The organism is Pseudoteredinibacter isoporae (assembly GCF_040372805.1).
Classification (GTDB): domain Bacteria; phylum Pseudomonadota; class Gammaproteobacteria; order Pseudomonadales; family Cellvibrionaceae; genus Pseudoteredinibacter; species Pseudoteredinibacter isoporae_A.
Map to the genome: position 1 here is coordinate 91,249 of NZ_BAABWJ010000010.1, position 15,125 is coordinate 106,373.

A 15,125-nucleotide genomic window follows, 5' to 3' on the forward strand; every position below is an offset into this window, starting at 1 on the left:
GCTCGTGTTTAAGTGTAGTCCAGTCTTCAGAAAAGGCAGGTGCAAAAAACCAGTCTTTTCAAAGGAATTGCAGCGTATGAGCCTTGTATCGGCCAATTTATCCGCAGCTTAAGGTGAAATGGAGAATAATTTTGCTCTGCAGAGCGGTGCTGCCGGGGGGAGGGACGTTTAAGTCATGTTAACTTGAGCAGCTCAGGCAGATACCTTTTTCATCGCTCGCAGGTGCGAGATCAAAGCCATAATCGTTCTGCTGTTTTGCAAAAGGGGACGAGACGCAATCGAACAAGCGCTCAAGGGGTAAGTCGTCACCTTGCATGGATGCTTCTATGACCTGTTGCAGATGATGACTGCGCGGCAGATAAAGAGGATTGCAATCATCCATTTGCGCGGCGGTTTGCTCTGGAGATTGGTTTTCGATACGAGTGTGATAATCGCAAAGCCAGATTTTTCCGTCCTCTGAATCGGCCAAAACGGTGAAGCTGTCTTGCCATCCAATGCCACGCAATACGTCGGCCAATGCTCGAAAGCTCAAGTTGTAGTCCAGATTATGGGCAGCCAACAGGCTCAACCAGCGTTGGCTGAGGGCAACATCATCTTCGTTTAATCCCTGGATGCCCAATCGGCGATTCAATCCGCTTTGGTAGGTGTTGGCCAATTGTTTTTGATAGTTCATTAAACTGCTTTTAAGTTGGTCCTGGTCGAGCAGAATGGATAGAGCATGGGCCAGCGCATTCAAGTTCCAGAGGCCGATAGAGGGTTGTTGGGAAAAACGATAGCGGCCGTGGGTGTCGGAATGATTGCAAATAAATTCGGGCTCATAGTCATCGAGGAACGCATAGGGGCCGAAGTCAAACGTTTCGCCGATGATGGACATATTGTCCGTGTTCATTACGCCATGATTGAAACCGTACACTTGCCAAGCCGCAATCATATCAGCGGTGTTGATCACGGCCATATCCAGTAGGGATTGGTAATCCCCGGGGCTGTTGTGAGGTAGGTAGCGTTCGATGCAATAATCCGCCAACTCGCGCAGCTGTTGATATTTTCTCTGGTAAAAAAATTCTTCAAAGGAGCCAAAGCGAATGTGTGTTTTAGCAATGCGAATAATACTGGCGGCGTATTCAGGTGTTTCCCGCATCACTTCTTCATTGCTACTGAGCAGACAGAGGCTACGACTGCTTGCAATGCCAAGGGCGTTGAGGCTTTCACCGATGATGTGCTCGCGCACGCTAGAGCGCCAGACCGCTCGGCCATCGCCAAAGCGTGAAAAGGGTGTTCTGCCCGCACCTTTTAAATGCCAGTCCCAGAGTTCACCCCGAGAATCTTTCCATTCGCCCAGTAATAAGCCTCGACCATCACCCAGCTGCGGGTTAAATACGCCGAACTGGTGGCCAGAATATTTCATGGCAAGCCCTTGACCATGACCAGAAGCAAGCTGTTGCAAGGCCGTCTGATCTTCGAGAATCGCGCTCATGCCGAGCGCCTCCGCAAGTCGCCAATTGACATGACGGAGCTGGCCTTCCTTAAGAGGCGCCGCTTTTACCGGGCGAGCAAATTCGTTACCAAGATTTGCGAAATGTTGTTGAAGATGATCGAGCATGAAAAAGGGCCTGGAGATAAACAACAGGCCCTATTAAATCACAATGCGCTCGGTTTCGCGTTGCCTGTCTAATCAGGAAGGCGATAAACAATCGGCAGAGTGAAGCGGAATTCTTCCTGCGACATGGTTTCCGGCATAGGTGGGAACGGAGAGGCGTCTTCAATGGCCCTTTGAGATGCGCGGTTTAAGGTGGCGTATTTTGAAGCCTCAAGAATTTGAATGTCACGCACATCGCCGTTGCGATCGACCACCAGTTCCAGTTGTACGCTGCCCTGTTGTTCGCGAACAATGGCGCGCTTGGGATACTTCACATGCTGGTACGCCCACTTGACCAATTTTGAGTGGTACAACTGACGATTAAGCAGTGCCTCAGCGGTTAACTCGGCAGAAATGTCTTCGCCTTCGTCCAGCTCTTCTTCGTCGAGCTCATCGGCACTGATGATCGCGGCCTGCTCCTGTTGCTCAGGTGCGGGTTCAGGTTCTGGCGTTTCTTCAACAGGTTGTGCATTGGCCAACTGGATATTGGGTTTTGCAATAAGAGGTTGCTCAATAACGGCTTCAGTCTGGGTGTTGGCGGCAATATCGCTGGCTGCCGTACGGGCTTCGGGCTGTTCAGCTTGCGGCTCGGGTGCAGACGGTTGCGCTGCTGGAACAGCGGCACTGGTTTGCTGTGTGCTGACGGTCTGGGCGCTGTCTTCGGTGGCGGTTTGATTGATCGCCTGGGCCAATCGCTCGGTACGAGCCGCATCGGGGATGATGGTAACAAAGCGAGCGTTCAAGTCTTCGCCAATCGTGCCATTGACCAACAATTGAGACTTGAAACTGCTGGAGAAAGGCACGGAACCCAACCAGCTGTTGAGCAGGGTTTTAAAGAAACCTTCCTGGGTAATTTCACCCAGTTTGATACCGTTCAGGCTGATTTCGGTGGTGCCGGTGCCTTTGCGGTGAATAATCAGATGGTCACCCGTGCGCAAGGTACGCTTGACGAGCTTGGAAAACTCCACCATGGCATTCGCCTGTTCAGTCAGCACCGAGGGTGGATTATTGATCGCCATGCTCTCGATCCACAGCTTAGTCAGGCTGCGTGAGGAAAGACGCTTGGCCGTAACCCGCATTTCCATTTTCTGGGGTTCGGTGGAATTCAGAATCGCTACCGGATCATTGCTGGTTCCAGTGAGGTAGAGACCCGCTAAAAATCGCTCTTTGCCCAATTTGTTGTAGCTTGCGATGCCGTTGAGGAGCTGGTCGGCAGAGCTGTGAATGCTCATTCCCAAGCAAAGGATAGGGGTTGCTGCGTAGACGCCGATTCGGCGTAGCAGGTATGAAGGCGATAAACTGGTCACTTTAGAATCCATTTTATTATTGAGTACAACGTCAGCAGTGTTAGCTGCTGCAGGTATCATACGATCTTCAAATTAATGCGATGTAGCTTTCTTTAGGCGACAAACTCTACTGGTTTTTGTCAGGTATTCAAGGAAATATCGCATGTTTTTATTGGCAAAAACAGCCAGGGGCTTAGCCGCAAAGCGGATTTCGACCGGTGGCTCAGGCTGGACGCAGGCTCGGTTGCACTCAGTAAACCTTATTGAAAAAGCCACAACCTTGCTGTGGTTTTGCCTCTGCTTGCGGGTTCTGATATCCCGGATTTTGCGTGGCCGCCAATTGTGTTGATATTCCCAAGGCCTCTACATAATTAACGCTTAGCTTGGCATCAACCTCAGTCACGGGCGCCAGTTTGTGCGATGTTCGATGACTGTGGATGCTTTGCGTGCCATTTGCGGGGGCAGGCAAACCGACAGCTTTGTTGATGCTTCTGGTGTTTGGCACTTGCCTTGTGGTCGCTGGAAAGGGAAAATATCCGCCCCTCAGCGAACCATTCGCCGAACGAAACGCCAATAGCATGCGGTATATAAGCCCAATGAATAGGGCCCGCCGTGTATTACCATAGCAGTGAGTCTTTTATGTCCAGTATCGCCAGCGATTTTATTACCGAGCCCAGTCAAGAACGCCGACAGCAAGTGGCCAAACAGTTGGGTGAGTTTATCGATCCCGATAAAGTTCGAATTGATGAGGAATCCCTGCAGGGCCACGGTTGTGATTGGACCAAGCTGTATCAGGTAAACCCTCTGGCGATTGTTTTTCCAAAAACGGTGGAACAGGTTCAGCAATTGGTGGTATTTGCCCGTGAAGAAAAAATTGCCCTGGTGCCTTCCGGTGGGCGCACGGGCCTGAGTGGCGGCGCTGTTGCCAGTCAGGGAGAGATCGTTGTCTCTTTCGATTATATGAACCAGATGTCTGATTTTAACCCGGTCGACCGTACCGTCGTTTGCCAGCCTGGTGTCATTACCCAGCAGTTACAGGATTTTGCCGAAGAACAGGGGCTGTATTACCCGGTGGATTTTGCCTCGGCAGGTTCCAGCCAAATTGCCGGTAATATTGCCACCAATGCCGGTGGTATTAAGGTGATTAAATATGGGATGACCCGAGACTGGGTGGCCGGTATGAAAGTGGTAACCGGCACGGGTGAATTAATCGATTTGAATAAGAACTTGTTAAAAAACAATACCGGCTATGATTTGCGTCATTTGTTTGCGGGTTCTGAGGGAACATTGGGGCTGATTGTTGAGGCCACTATGCGTTTAACTCAACCGCCGAAGGATCTTTCCGTGTTGGTATTGGGGGTGCCCGAAATGGGCGCCATCATGGAAATTTTACGCGCTTTCCAGAATCGTATGCCGTTAACCGCCTTTGAATTCTTTTCCGAATCCGGTTGCCGTTTGACAACGGCTCACGGCCTGCAGCGCCCTTTTGAAACCGAAACCCCGTTTTATGTGCTGATTGAATATGAAAATCAATCTGAGCAAGATGCTGACACTGCCATGGAAGTATTTGAGTTCTGTATGGAGCAGGGTTGGGTGGTTGATGGTGTGATTTCCCAGAGCGAAAGTCAGGCGGAAAATCTATGGGCCTTGCGAGAGAATCTCGGTGAGTGTTGTGCGCCGTTTACGCCATACAAAAACGATATTTCGGTCACTACGTCTCAGGTGCCCGGTTTTCTGGAAGACATCGATACGGTTGTGAGCCAGGCTTATCCCGATTTTACATTGGTATGGTGGGGGCATATCGGAGACGGCAATCTGCATTTGAATATCCTGAAACCTGAAGGCATGGAAAAAGACGAGTTCTTTGGCAAATGTCAGGCGGTCAATAAGCAGGTGTTTGAAATCGTAGAGAAATATGAGGGTTCTATTTCTGCTGAGCACGGTGTTGGCCTTGTGAAGCGAGATTATATCCAATACACCCGCAGCAAAGCTGATGTTGCGTTAATGCAGGGCATCAAAAAAGTATTCGATCCGGATAATATTATGAACCCTGGAAAAATCTTCCAGAGCTGATGTTCATTCGCAATTGGTATCAAGGTTTCTGTTCGTGAATATCGAAGTCAGTGATGACAAGCAACGTTTGGGTGCTGATAAGGTTCATCACTTTCTTCGCGACCACAGCAGTTGAGCAAAATGCCTCTCCCGATCCTGGGGGGAAACGTCTATCGAGAATTCCATTTCTGTTGCGGCTTATCATGCCGCGCAGTGAATGCGGGGGTGATGGCGCATTCTGCAACAGCGAATGTGCGGCGCTTTGCTCTGGCGACACCCAATGCTCATGGTTTACATAAGATATAACGGGCCTTACAGCGTATTGATGTCTGGCAATTCCGGCATTGGGTTTTCACGCAATTCCCTTACCCAGTACAGGGTGCCGCCGCAGACCGCCGCAGGTAAGACAATGATATTCAGTAAAGGGATCATGGCGCCCAAGGTGCCGAGACCACCCAAGCCGTATGTGCTGAATTTGTTTTCCCAGAGCTGACCGCGCAAGTCTTTAAAAGCCACTTTGTGGTTATCGGCAGGGTAATCCACATACTGCACAGAAATGGTCCAGATCGCCCAGGCAAAGCTGAGAACGGGCACCAGCAGGTTAAGCAGTGGAATAAAGGACAAGGCCAGGAGACACAGCATGACAGCCAGGCCCCGTGTGACGAAATACCAGAGTTTGCCCATCTCACGCCAGATGGTTCGAGGAATCATCTGGGACAGAGGTTCGCCCTGGATGGACTCTCCCGTCACCAGCTCTTCAACTTTCTCTGCGAGTACTCCATAAAACGGAGCGGCGATAATATTGGTCAGTAGGCTGAAACTGTATCCGTAAAGCAGCAATACCATGACGACCGCAATGCCGACCAGAATGTTTGCCAAAAAGCTTAGCCAGTCGGGCAGAAAGCCAGTTAGCCATTCGGTTGCGGCGGAAAACTGTGCAAACAGGGCGGTGGTGGTCATGATAAAAATCAATACATTGACCAGAATCGGGATCAGGACAAAAATCCGCAGTTTGGGGTGCAGCATCAGACGGGCGCCGTTGAGAAGATAGCGGGCGCCGCTGTGGACATTGTTCGTGCCGGTTGCAACGGGAGCGGGTGAATTCATAAAGCTGAAATCCTGTGGTCTTGGTGTCCTGTTAGACGGCGAAAACCGGCTGTTGGGATTCAGGCAGCGCCGTGGGCTTTTAAGCTGCTTATATATTCGGCACTTTGTTTGTGCTCGGCGATCAATTGCAGCAGGCTGTCGCCCTCGCCGTTTACGGCGTTGATGTTGCGGCCGTCGGCCACAAACATATCCAGGAAGGTGGCAAAATTTTCAGACTTCATACCGCGATAGGCTTTTTCCAGCACATAAAAGTCCGCATCAATGCCAGCGGGGGCTTCGAAATCGAAAAAGGTGCGAATACGATCATCGTCAAAAACTTCGCCCAGTACTTTTTGTTTGTCTTTTTTTAAACTCATGCTATTTCTCTTAATGTATAACGGCTTATATCTTGGCTAGGTGCATTCATAAGGCCGCACTGTGTCAGCTGCGGCACTTGTTCACGAATAATTACAGCAGCGCGTTCAGCTTTTTCAACAGAATCTCGTTAATGGCTTTCGGATTGGCTTGGCCTTTGGACGCCTTCATAATTTGGCCCACAAAGTAGCCGAGCATTTTCGGGCGCTTATCCGGATCGGCATTGCGATAGTTGTCGACCTGTTTCTGACTGTTAGCGATGACCTCGTCAGCCATTTGTTCCAAAGCGCCAGTATCGGACACCTGTTTCAAGCCTTTTGCTTCAATCACGGCGTCGGCGCTGTCACCCTCACCGTTCCAGATCGCGTCAAACACATCTTTGGCGATTTTGCTGGAAATGCTGTCGTCTTTAATGCGACTGATAATGCCAGCCAATTGTTCCGCGTTCACTTTGCTCTGGGCAATGCTCAGCTCTTCTGCATTGAGTTTGCTGGCAAGGTCGCCCATAACCCAGTTGGCCACCAGTTTGGCGTCGTCACAGGCTTGGGTTGCCGCTTCAAAGTAGCTGGCCATGGCCATGTCGCCGCTCAGGATATCAGCGTCGTAATCCGACAACTGATACTCTGCCTGGAAGCGTTCACGACGGGCTTCAGGTAACTCCGGCATGTCCTGGCGAATGGAATCGATGTAGTCATCGTCCAGTTCTACCGGTAGCAGGTCCGGGCAGGGGAAGTAGCGATAGTCATTGGCTTCTTCCTTGGAGCGCATGGAGCGGGCGACCTTGGTGTCGCCATTGTACAGGCGGGTTTCCTGTACGATCTCGCCGCCGTTTTCGAGGACATCGATCTGGCGCTCAACTTCCAGAAGAATGGCTTCTTCCATAAATTTGAAGGAGTTGAGGTTTTTGGTTTCGGTGCGGGTGCCAAGTGTCTCTTCACCTTTCGGGCGCACAGATACGTTAACATCGAAACGCATGGAGCCTTGGGACATTTCGCCGTCACAAATGCCGAGAGAGGTCACAATCGAGTGCAGCTTTTTGGCAAAGGCCACAGCTTCTTCGGCGTTGCGCATATCCGGTTCGGTTACCACTTCAATCAATGGGGTACCGGCACGGTTCAAATCAATACCGCTCATACCATGGAAATCTTCGTGCAAAGACTTACCAGCATCTTCTTCCAGATGCGCGTGGTGGATGCGAACGGTTTTTGTGCGGCCTTCTCCCAGTGTCAGTTCCACTTGTCCAGCGCCCACAATAGGCTGTTCCAGTTGGGTGGTCTGATAACCTTTTGGCAGGTCGGGGTAGAAATAGTTTTTACGTTCAAAGAAAGAACGCTTTCCAATGTCGGCGTCAATGGCCAAGCCAAACATAATAGCGTAGCGATACGCTTGCTCATTCACCACGGGCAGAGTGCCCGGCATGGCGAGATCGATAGCGCAGGCCTGAGTGTTGGGTTCAGCACCGAAGGCAGTACTGGCACCGGAAAAAATCTTGGTTTGGGTGGCCAGCTGCACATGCACTTCCAGGCCAATTACGGTTTCCCATTGCATTATGTCAACTCCTTAAGCCACATCGGGGGCAGTTTGGCGGTGGAAATCAGTTTGCTGTTGATACTGGTGGGCCAGATTCAGAAGTTGGCCTTCGCGCCAGTAGTTGGCGGTAACCTGTAGGCCAACGGGCAAACCGTTCACAAAACCACAAGGGATTGAAATGCCTGGCAAGCCTGCCAAGTTGGTTGCTGTGGTGTAGATATCTTCCAGATACATGGACACCGGATCTTTGTTCAAGCTGCCCAGCTCAAAGGCGGTGGAAGTGGCCGTTGGCCCCATAATGACATCCACCTCGTCGAAAGCGTTCATAAAGTCCTGCTTGATCAAGCGGCGTACTTTTTGTGCTTTGCTGTAGTAAGCGTCGTAATACCCTGCCGACAGGGCGTAAGTACCGACCAGAATACGACGTTTTACCTCGTCGCCAAAACCTTCGCTGCGGGAGCGTTTGTAAAGATCCATCAGGTCAGCCGGTTGTTCGCAGCGATGGCCGTAGCGCACACCGTCAAAGCGGGACAGGTTGGCAGAGCATTCGGCGGGGGCAATCACATAATAAGCGGGGACGGCCAGCGCGTTGTGGGGCAGTGTGATGTCTTTGATGGTGGCGCCCATCGCTTCAAACTGTTTGATGGCCGCTTGAATGGTACTGGCGACATCAGCGTTCAAACCTTCACCGAAATATTCTTTCGGGACGCCGATGCGCAAGCCTTCCAAAGGCTTGTTGAGTAGGGCGCTGTAGTCTTCGATTGGGTGATCCATGCAAGTGGAATCTTTATTATCGAAACTCGCCATAGCTTGCATCATGATGGCGCAATCTTCTGCGTTGCGGGCAATCGGGCCACCCTGGTCCAGGCTGGAGGCAAAGGCGATCATGCCCCAGCGAGACACACGGCCGTAGGTTGGCTTCAGGCCGGTTACACCACACAAAGAGGCGGGCTGGCGGATTGAGCCGCCGGTATCTGTTGCGGTAGCGGCCGGTGTCAGCAGTGCTGCAACGGCCGCGGCGGAACCTCCAGAAGAGCCGCCGGGTACACGATTGGTGTCCCAGGGATTTTTCACGGCACCGTAGAAACTGGACTCATTGGTTGAGCCCATCGCGAACTCGTCCATATTGGTTTTACCCAGGCTCACGGCGCCCAGGCGATTAAAATTGTCCACCACGGTTGCGTTGTAAGGCGGTACAAAATTATCCAGCATTTTTGAACCGCAGGAGGTTTTTACGCCGTTGGTACAGAAGATGTCCTTGTGTGCCATCGGAATGCCGCACAGTACAGAGTCGTCACCTTGGGCCAGTCGCTCGTCGGCGGCTTGGGCTTGGCTCAGAGCCTCTTCAGAGGTGACAGTAATAAAGCTGTTGTAGGCAGGGTCGAGCTGCTGGATGCGGTCCAGATAATGTTGAGTCAACTCGACACTGCTGAAAGTCTTGTCGCGCAGGCCTTTGGCCAGCTCGCGAATGGTCAATTGATGCATATTGAATCCTAATATCAGAAGCGGCGCTAATTAATCGATAACCTTGGGTACAAGGTACAGACCTTGCTCGGCTTCCGGTGCAATCGCCTGGAATTGCTCGCGTACATTTTCTTCGCTCACCTCATCTTTGCGCAGACGTTGCTGGGCGTCCTGGGGGTGGGCCATGGGGGCAATGCCGTCGGTGTCGGCATTTTGTAACTGGTCGACCAGGCCTAAGATGCCGTTAATGCTGTCGGCTACCTCGGCGGCTGTTGTTTCGTTGATATCCAAACGAGCAAGGTTGGCCAGTTTGGCAATGTCTGATTGATCCACGCAAGGACTCCCAATTCATTGGCTAAGAATACGCTTAATGGGGCCGTTATCCGCTATCGCAAGGTCGGCCCCGCAAAACCCCCTATTGTGCCAGATTGAACCGTAATTACCGAGCCCTGTGGCCTAATTTGTGGGAGGCTGATCGTAAGTTAGTGCGAGTCGACATATCGCCTATTTCATATGTTGCGACGAAGAGGGCGAAAAAATACTCAATTTGCGGCTTCCTGCTGAGAAATAACCCCTGTCAGCCAATTGTTTCTTGCCCTACACCCAGACGATTGATAGAGTGCGGCAACTGTGGGCGTCGTCTACCTCAGCCATTGGTGGGTAGTAAAAAGAGAGTCTATCGAACGCTTGGTTGGTCAAGTTTAGAAGGGTTGATTGCCACCCATTCTGTCCTCGTTGATCGCTTGGCTAAAAAGTCTCTTTGAGTCCGCAAAAGTGCAATGTAGAGCGCCCATACTGTGCGTGGAAAAAGAATACAAGAACATCTGGGGTTCCTGACGGCTGTGTGAGCTGTTTAGCAGTCTGAAAACAAGTTGGGAACTACTGGGTGCTGGCAGACTCAATCTGCAGATAACAAAGAATTTTAAGACTATAAAAGGTGTAAACAACCCATGTTAAAAGGCCTTCGCGGAATGTTCTCAAACGATTTATCCATCGATTTGGGAACAGCGAATACCCTCATCTATGTGCGTGATCGGGGAATAGTATTGGATGAGCCTTCGGTAGTGGCCATTCGTCAGCACAATGGGCAGAAGATCGTAGAGGCTGTCGGGGTTGAAGCAAAACGTATGCTTGGGCGTACTCCTGGGAACATCACCGCTATCCGTCCCTTGAAAGATGGTGTGATTGCCGACTTCCAGGTAACGGAAAAAATGCTCCAGCACTTCATCAAAAAAGTTCATGAGAACAACTGGTTTCAGCCGAGCCCAAGGGTGTTGGTCTGTGTGCCTTGTTTGTCGACCGAAGTTGAAAAGCGTGCCATTCGCGAATCGGCCCTGGGCGCAGGTGCTCGTGAAGTTCGCTTAATAGAGGAACCTATGGCTGCCGCTATCGGCGCCGGTTTGAAAGTGGAAGAAGCCAGTGGCTCCATGGTGGTGGATATCGGTGGTGGAACCACGGAGATTGCCATCATTTCCTTAAACGGTGTGGTTTACTCCGACTCGGTTCGAGTAGGCGGTGACCGTTTTGACGAAGCTATCGTGAATTATGTGCGTCGTAACTACGGCAGCGTAATTGGTGATGCCACAGCGGAACGCATTAAACAGGAAGTGGGTTGCGCCTACGCCGGCAGCGAAGTGCGTGAAATTGATGTTCGCGGTCGCAATCTGGCCGAAGGTGTGCCACGCAGTTTTACGCTAAACAGCGATGAAATTCTTGAAGCCTTGCAGGAAACACTGGCGGGTATTGTACAGTCGGTGAAATCGGCTCTGGAACAATCCCCACCCGAACTGGCTTCAGATATTGCCGAGAGTGGTATTGTCTTAACCGGCGGCGGTGCTTTGTTGCGTGATTTGGATCGCCTGCTGGCTGAAGAGACTGGCTTGCCGGTTATTGTGGCGGAAGATCCGCTGACCTGTGTCGCCCGTGGTGGCGGTAAGGCCATGGAGCTGATGGACAGCCGAAACATCGACTTGCTCTCCAGCTAAGCTGTTAGAATACTGAGCCCGACATTGTGTCGGGCTTTTTGATTTAGGGTTCATCGCATTGAACTCTATGTGTTTATCGCCCGGCACGATGTTTGTTGCCCAGGCTATCGACATAGGAATACGGCCATAAAACCGCTATTTAATAAAGGCCCATCCAAGGCATTGCGTGCATTTGTGCTGGCGCTAATCGCCGTCGCCCTCATTATTGCCAGTCGTTTTTTCAGTCCCTCCATGCAACCGGTTAAAGACAAATTGGATGGCTTTGCATTGGGCTTTTACTGGATTACCGATTTGCCCAATCGCTTTAATAATTGGCTGGACGACTCCTTGGTTTCCCGTGAAGAGTTGTTGGAAGAAAACCGTTCTCTGAAGGGCGAACGATTGATTCTTCAGCGCAAGCTGCAGCAATACGCCACCCTCGCGGCGGACAATGCTCGTCTGCGTCAGTTGATGAACTCGGCCGAACTGGTTCAGGATCGTGTTTTGATTGCTGAATTGATTGGTGTCTCTCCAGACCCAACCGAGCAGGTTGTGGTGGTCAACAAAGGCAGCGAGCACGGCGTGTTTGTAGGTCAGCCCCTGTTGGATGCTTACGGCTTGATGGGGCAGGTCATTGAGGTGAACCCTTATTTCAGCCGTGTCTTGCTGATTACCGATGCCAGTCATGCCTTGTCAGTGCAAATCAATCGTAATGGTGTGCGTGCCGTGGCCGAAGGCTCGGGAGATTTGTACGAACTCAAGCTTCGCCATGTCTCTAATACCATCGATGTCAAAGTCGGCGATCTGCTGGTCAGCTCGGGGCTGGGGCAACGTTTCCCGGTTGGTTACCCGGTCGCGGAAGTGGTGTCGATTCTGCACGATCCCGGACGAGCATTTGCGACCGTTATTGCCCGCCCCAAAGCCCAGCTCAATCGCAGTCGACATGTATTGCTGGCGTTCAGTGGCCAGCGTAATGAAGGCCGCCCCTGATGGAAGGCAGTAAAGTCGGCAACAGCTGGTTTATTGGTTTCAGCTTTCTCAGCGCCTTGGTGTTAATGGTTTATCCCTTGCCGATTGATTGGCGCTGGCTGCGACCGGAGCTGCTGTGTTTGCTGGCAATCTATTGGGTGCTGCGTTTCCCCCAGTTATTGGGTGTCGGGATGGCTTTTCTGCTTGGTCTGGTCCAGGACATTGTGCAAGGCAGTTTGTTGGGGCAGCATGCCCTGGCTTTGGTCGTCACAATCTATATTACTCAACTCACCATCCATCGCTTGCGTACCTACGGCACCCTGCAACAGGTGATGTGGGTATTTCTGCTGGTATTTATGCATGAGTTGTTCCTCTATTGGGTCTCCATGTTGCTTGGGCGTGAGGCATTATTTTCCTATTTCTGGGCTCCGGCGCTGATCTCGGCACTGCTCTGGCCGCTGCTGTGCCATGGTTTGGACAAGCTGTGTTGGGTATTGCGGGTTGGGGTGTAGTCTACGTGCATTTTCCCGTTCGCTGTTATACTGGGCTACCCATTAACACAGGCCTCTGGGCCCGGTTTGACAGAGGCAGCTGAAGTCACATCATGAGCTCAAAATCCTTAATTCTGGCGTCTCAATCGCCACGCCGGGCGGAGCTGTTGCGCCAAATTGGCGTGGATTTCAGCGTTCAAACTGCTGATATTGATGAAAGTCCTATCCCTGACGAACACACGATGGCTTATTTACGCAGAATGGCGGAATCCAAGGCACGTGCTGTGCAGTCTTCCCTCAATTCAGATGTGTTAAGAGCATCCCCTGTTATTCTGGCGGCAGACACTATTGGTGATTTGAATGGTGAGGTTCTCATCAAACCTCGGGATCGCGACGACGCCGTGTTGATGTTGCAGCGCATGTCTGCGCGTGTTCATACCGTTGCAACAGGCGTTTGTGTGCTGTCGGGGGATAAATGTGACTATATTGAGGTCAAAACCCAGGTGCGCTTTCGTGCCCTGAGCGAGCAGGAAATCCTGCGTTATTGGGACAGCGGCGAACCGAGAGATAAAGCGGGTGCTTATGGCATCCAGGGCTTGGGCGCTGTTTTTGTGGAAAGTATTGAAGGTAGCTATAGCAATGTTGTTGGGTTGCCGCTGTGTGAAACGGCCAGTCTTTTGCAAAATGCGGGGGTGGCGTTTTGGCAAACCCAGTGAATCGCATGGCCTGCAACAGCTGGCCTGGACGAACAAAGACAATAGCGCACTTGAGAATCGATGAATAAGGAAAGCTTGTGAGCGAAGAATTACTGGTCAATGTATCGCCGACTGAAACCCGCGTGGCCCTGGTCGAAAACGGCTTTGTGCAGGAAGTTCACATTGAGCGTACCCAGGCCAAAGGCTATGTCGGCAATATATACAAAGGCAAAGTGGTTCGTGTGTTGCCGGGTATGCAGGCAGCCTTTGTGGATATCGGTCTGGAACGTGCCGGTTTTATTCATGCTGCGGATATTGCACCGTTAGATGAAGAAGGTATGGAAGAGCGCGGCGCGGAAGTGGCCGACATCCGTTCTCTGGTTCGTGAAGGGCAAGAGCTGATCGTTCAAGTTACCAAAGACCCGATCAGCAGCAAAGGCGCTCGCTTAACAACTCACCTTTCTGTATCCGCGCGCTTTCTGGTGTACATGCCTTTCACTCGCCATACCGGAATTTCCACGCGCATCGAAGATGAAGGTGAGCGCGAACGTTTAAAGAATCTTGTCCAGGAAGTTGATGCTGATATTCGGCAGGAAGAGGAAGGCGGATTTATTGTTCGCACCGTTGCTGAAGGCGTGAACAAAGAAGAAATTGCTGCCGATATTATTTTCCTCTATCGCCTCTGGCAGGATCTCAGTAAGAAAATCAAACATCATAAGGCGCCCGCTGCAGTTCATGAAGATTTGCCACTGTTTATGCGTACTTTACGTGATTTGGTGAAGCCCGATCTGGAAAAGTTGCGTATTGATTCTCGTGAGGTCTACGGCAAGATGCGTGACTTTGCTGAGGATTACGCTCCCGAAATCCACGATAAGATTGAGCATTATCCAGGTGAGCGTCCGCTGTTTGATCTCTACAGTGTCGAAGAGGAAATCCAGCGAGCCCTTGGTGAGAAGGTGGCTCTCAAATCCGGAGGCTACTTAATCATCGAACAAACCGAAGCAATGGTGACCATTGATGTGAACACCGGCGCTTTTGTGGGACATCGCAATCTCGAAGAAACCATTTTCAAAACCAATCTGGAAGCGGCTACCGCCATTGCTCGACAGCTTCGCCTGCGCAATTTGGGCGGTATCATCATTATCGACTTTATTGATATGAACGATTCCGAGCATCAGCGCCAGGTACTGCGCACTTTGGAGAAAATGCTGGAACGGGATAACACCAAAACCAGTTTAACCGGCGTATCGGAATTGGGGTTGGTGGAAATGACGCGCAAGCGTACCCGCGAATCCCTAGGTCAAAGTTTATGTGTTGCCTGTCCGGTTTGTGAAGGGCGCGGCACCTTGAAATCTCCCGAAACCGTATGTTACGAAATCTTCCGGGAAATTCTGCGCGAGGTACGAGCCTACAATACTGAAGAAATTGTGGTGCTGGCCTCGCAATTGGTGATTGATCGACTTTTGGATGAAGAGTCGTCCAATGTAGCGGATCTGGAAGAATTTATTGGCCGAACGATCAAGTTCAAGGTAGAAGCCATTTATCACCAGGAACAGTACGATATTATTTTGGTTTAA

General features: G+C 51.2%; 13 protein-coding genes. 6 read left to right on the forward strand and 7 right to left on the reverse strand.

Features of this window, described 5'->3' with window-relative positions:
- Positions 1–178: 178 nt before the first annotated feature.
- Both ABWW03_RS17070 and ABWW03_RS17075 read right to left on the reverse strand, forming a co-directional pair.
- Entirely contained in the window at positions 179–1,600 is a 1,422-nt protein-coding gene (locus ABWW03_RS17070) for a protein adenylyltransferase SelO family protein (protein ID WP_353410357.1), read from the reverse strand.
- A gap of 68 nt (positions 1,601–1,668) precedes the next feature.
- Positions 1,669–2,943: a TonB family protein gene (locus tag ABWW03_RS17075; RefSeq protein ID WP_353410359.1), complete on the reverse strand. Its 1,275-nt coding sequence runs from the start codon at positions 2,941–2,943 to the stop codon at positions 1,669–1,671.
- Between the two features lie 618 nt (positions 2,944–3,561).
- On the opposite strand from ABWW03_RS17075, the gene ABWW03_RS17080 reads away from it, so the two are divergent.
- A complete protein-coding gene (locus tag ABWW03_RS17080) occupies positions 3,562–4,995 on the forward strand; it encodes an FAD-binding oxidoreductase (protein ID WP_353410361.1) in 1,434 nt (477 codons plus the stop codon).
- A gap of 291 nt (positions 4,996–5,286) precedes the next feature.
- Here the strand turns inward: ABWW03_RS17080 and cysZ are convergent, their stop codons facing one another.
- The 5 genes from cysZ to gatC form a co-directional block, all read right to left on the reverse strand.
- Entirely contained in the window at positions 5,287–6,081 is a 795-nt protein-coding gene (gene cysZ, locus ABWW03_RS17085; RefSeq protein ID WP_353410363.1) for a sulfate transporter CysZ, read from the reverse strand.
- Between the two features lie 59 nt (positions 6,082–6,140).
- Complete coding sequence (locus tag ABWW03_RS17090; RefSeq protein WP_353410365.1) at positions 6,141–6,437, reverse strand: PA4642 family protein; 297 nt, start codon at positions 6,435–6,437, stop codon at positions 6,141–6,143.
- A gap of 91 nt (positions 6,438–6,528) precedes the next feature.
- Positions 6,529–7,983, reverse strand: coding sequence for an Asp-tRNA(Asn)/Glu-tRNA(Gln) amidotransferase subunit GatB (gene gatB, locus ABWW03_RS17095; protein WP_353410367.1), 1,455 nt, complete (start codon positions 7,981–7,983; stop codon positions 6,529–6,531).
- A gap of 12 nt (positions 7,984–7,995) precedes the next feature.
- On the reverse strand, positions 7,996–9,450 hold the full coding sequence (gene gatA, locus ABWW03_RS17100) for an Asp-tRNA(Asn)/Glu-tRNA(Gln) amidotransferase subunit GatA (protein WP_353410369.1): 1,455 nt from the start codon (positions 9,448–9,450) through the stop codon (positions 7,996–7,998).
- A gap of 30 nt (positions 9,451–9,480) precedes the next feature.
- On the reverse strand, positions 9,481–9,762 hold the full coding sequence (gatC, locus tag ABWW03_RS17105; protein WP_353410371.1) for an Asp-tRNA(Asn)/Glu-tRNA(Gln) amidotransferase subunit GatC: 282 nt from the start codon (positions 9,760–9,762) through the stop codon (positions 9,481–9,483).
- A gap of 617 nt (positions 9,763–10,379) precedes the next feature.
- Between gatC and ABWW03_RS17110 the strand changes: the two genes are divergently transcribed.
- From ABWW03_RS17110 to rng, 5 genes are all read left to right on the forward strand, one after another.
- Complete coding sequence (locus ABWW03_RS17110; protein WP_166848583.1) at positions 10,380–11,414, forward strand: rod shape-determining protein; 1,035 nt, start codon at positions 10,380–10,382, stop codon at positions 11,412–11,414.
- A 69-nt stretch (positions 11,415–11,483) separates the two neighbouring features.
- Positions 11,484–12,383 carry a rod shape-determining protein MreC gene (gene mreC / locus ABWW03_RS17115; RefSeq protein WP_435372766.1) on the forward strand — a complete coding sequence of 300 codons (900 nt, stop codon included), beginning with the start codon at positions 11,484–11,486 and terminating at the stop codon, positions 12,381–12,383.
- Complete coding sequence (gene mreD, locus ABWW03_RS17120; protein ID WP_353410373.1) at positions 12,383–12,874, forward strand: rod shape-determining protein MreD; 492 nt, start codon at positions 12,383–12,385, stop codon at positions 12,872–12,874. Before mreC ends, mreD begins: the two co-directional genes overlap by 1 nt.
- 92 nt (positions 12,875–12,966) lie before the next feature.
- Entirely contained in the window at positions 12,967–13,569 is a 603-nt protein-coding gene (locus tag ABWW03_RS17125; protein WP_353410375.1) for a Maf family protein, read from the forward strand.
- Positions 13,570–13,646: 77 nt separating this feature from the next.
- Positions 13,647–15,125, forward strand: coding sequence for a ribonuclease G (gene rng, locus ABWW03_RS17130; protein ID WP_353410377.1), 1,479 nt, complete (start codon positions 13,647–13,649; stop codon positions 15,123–15,125).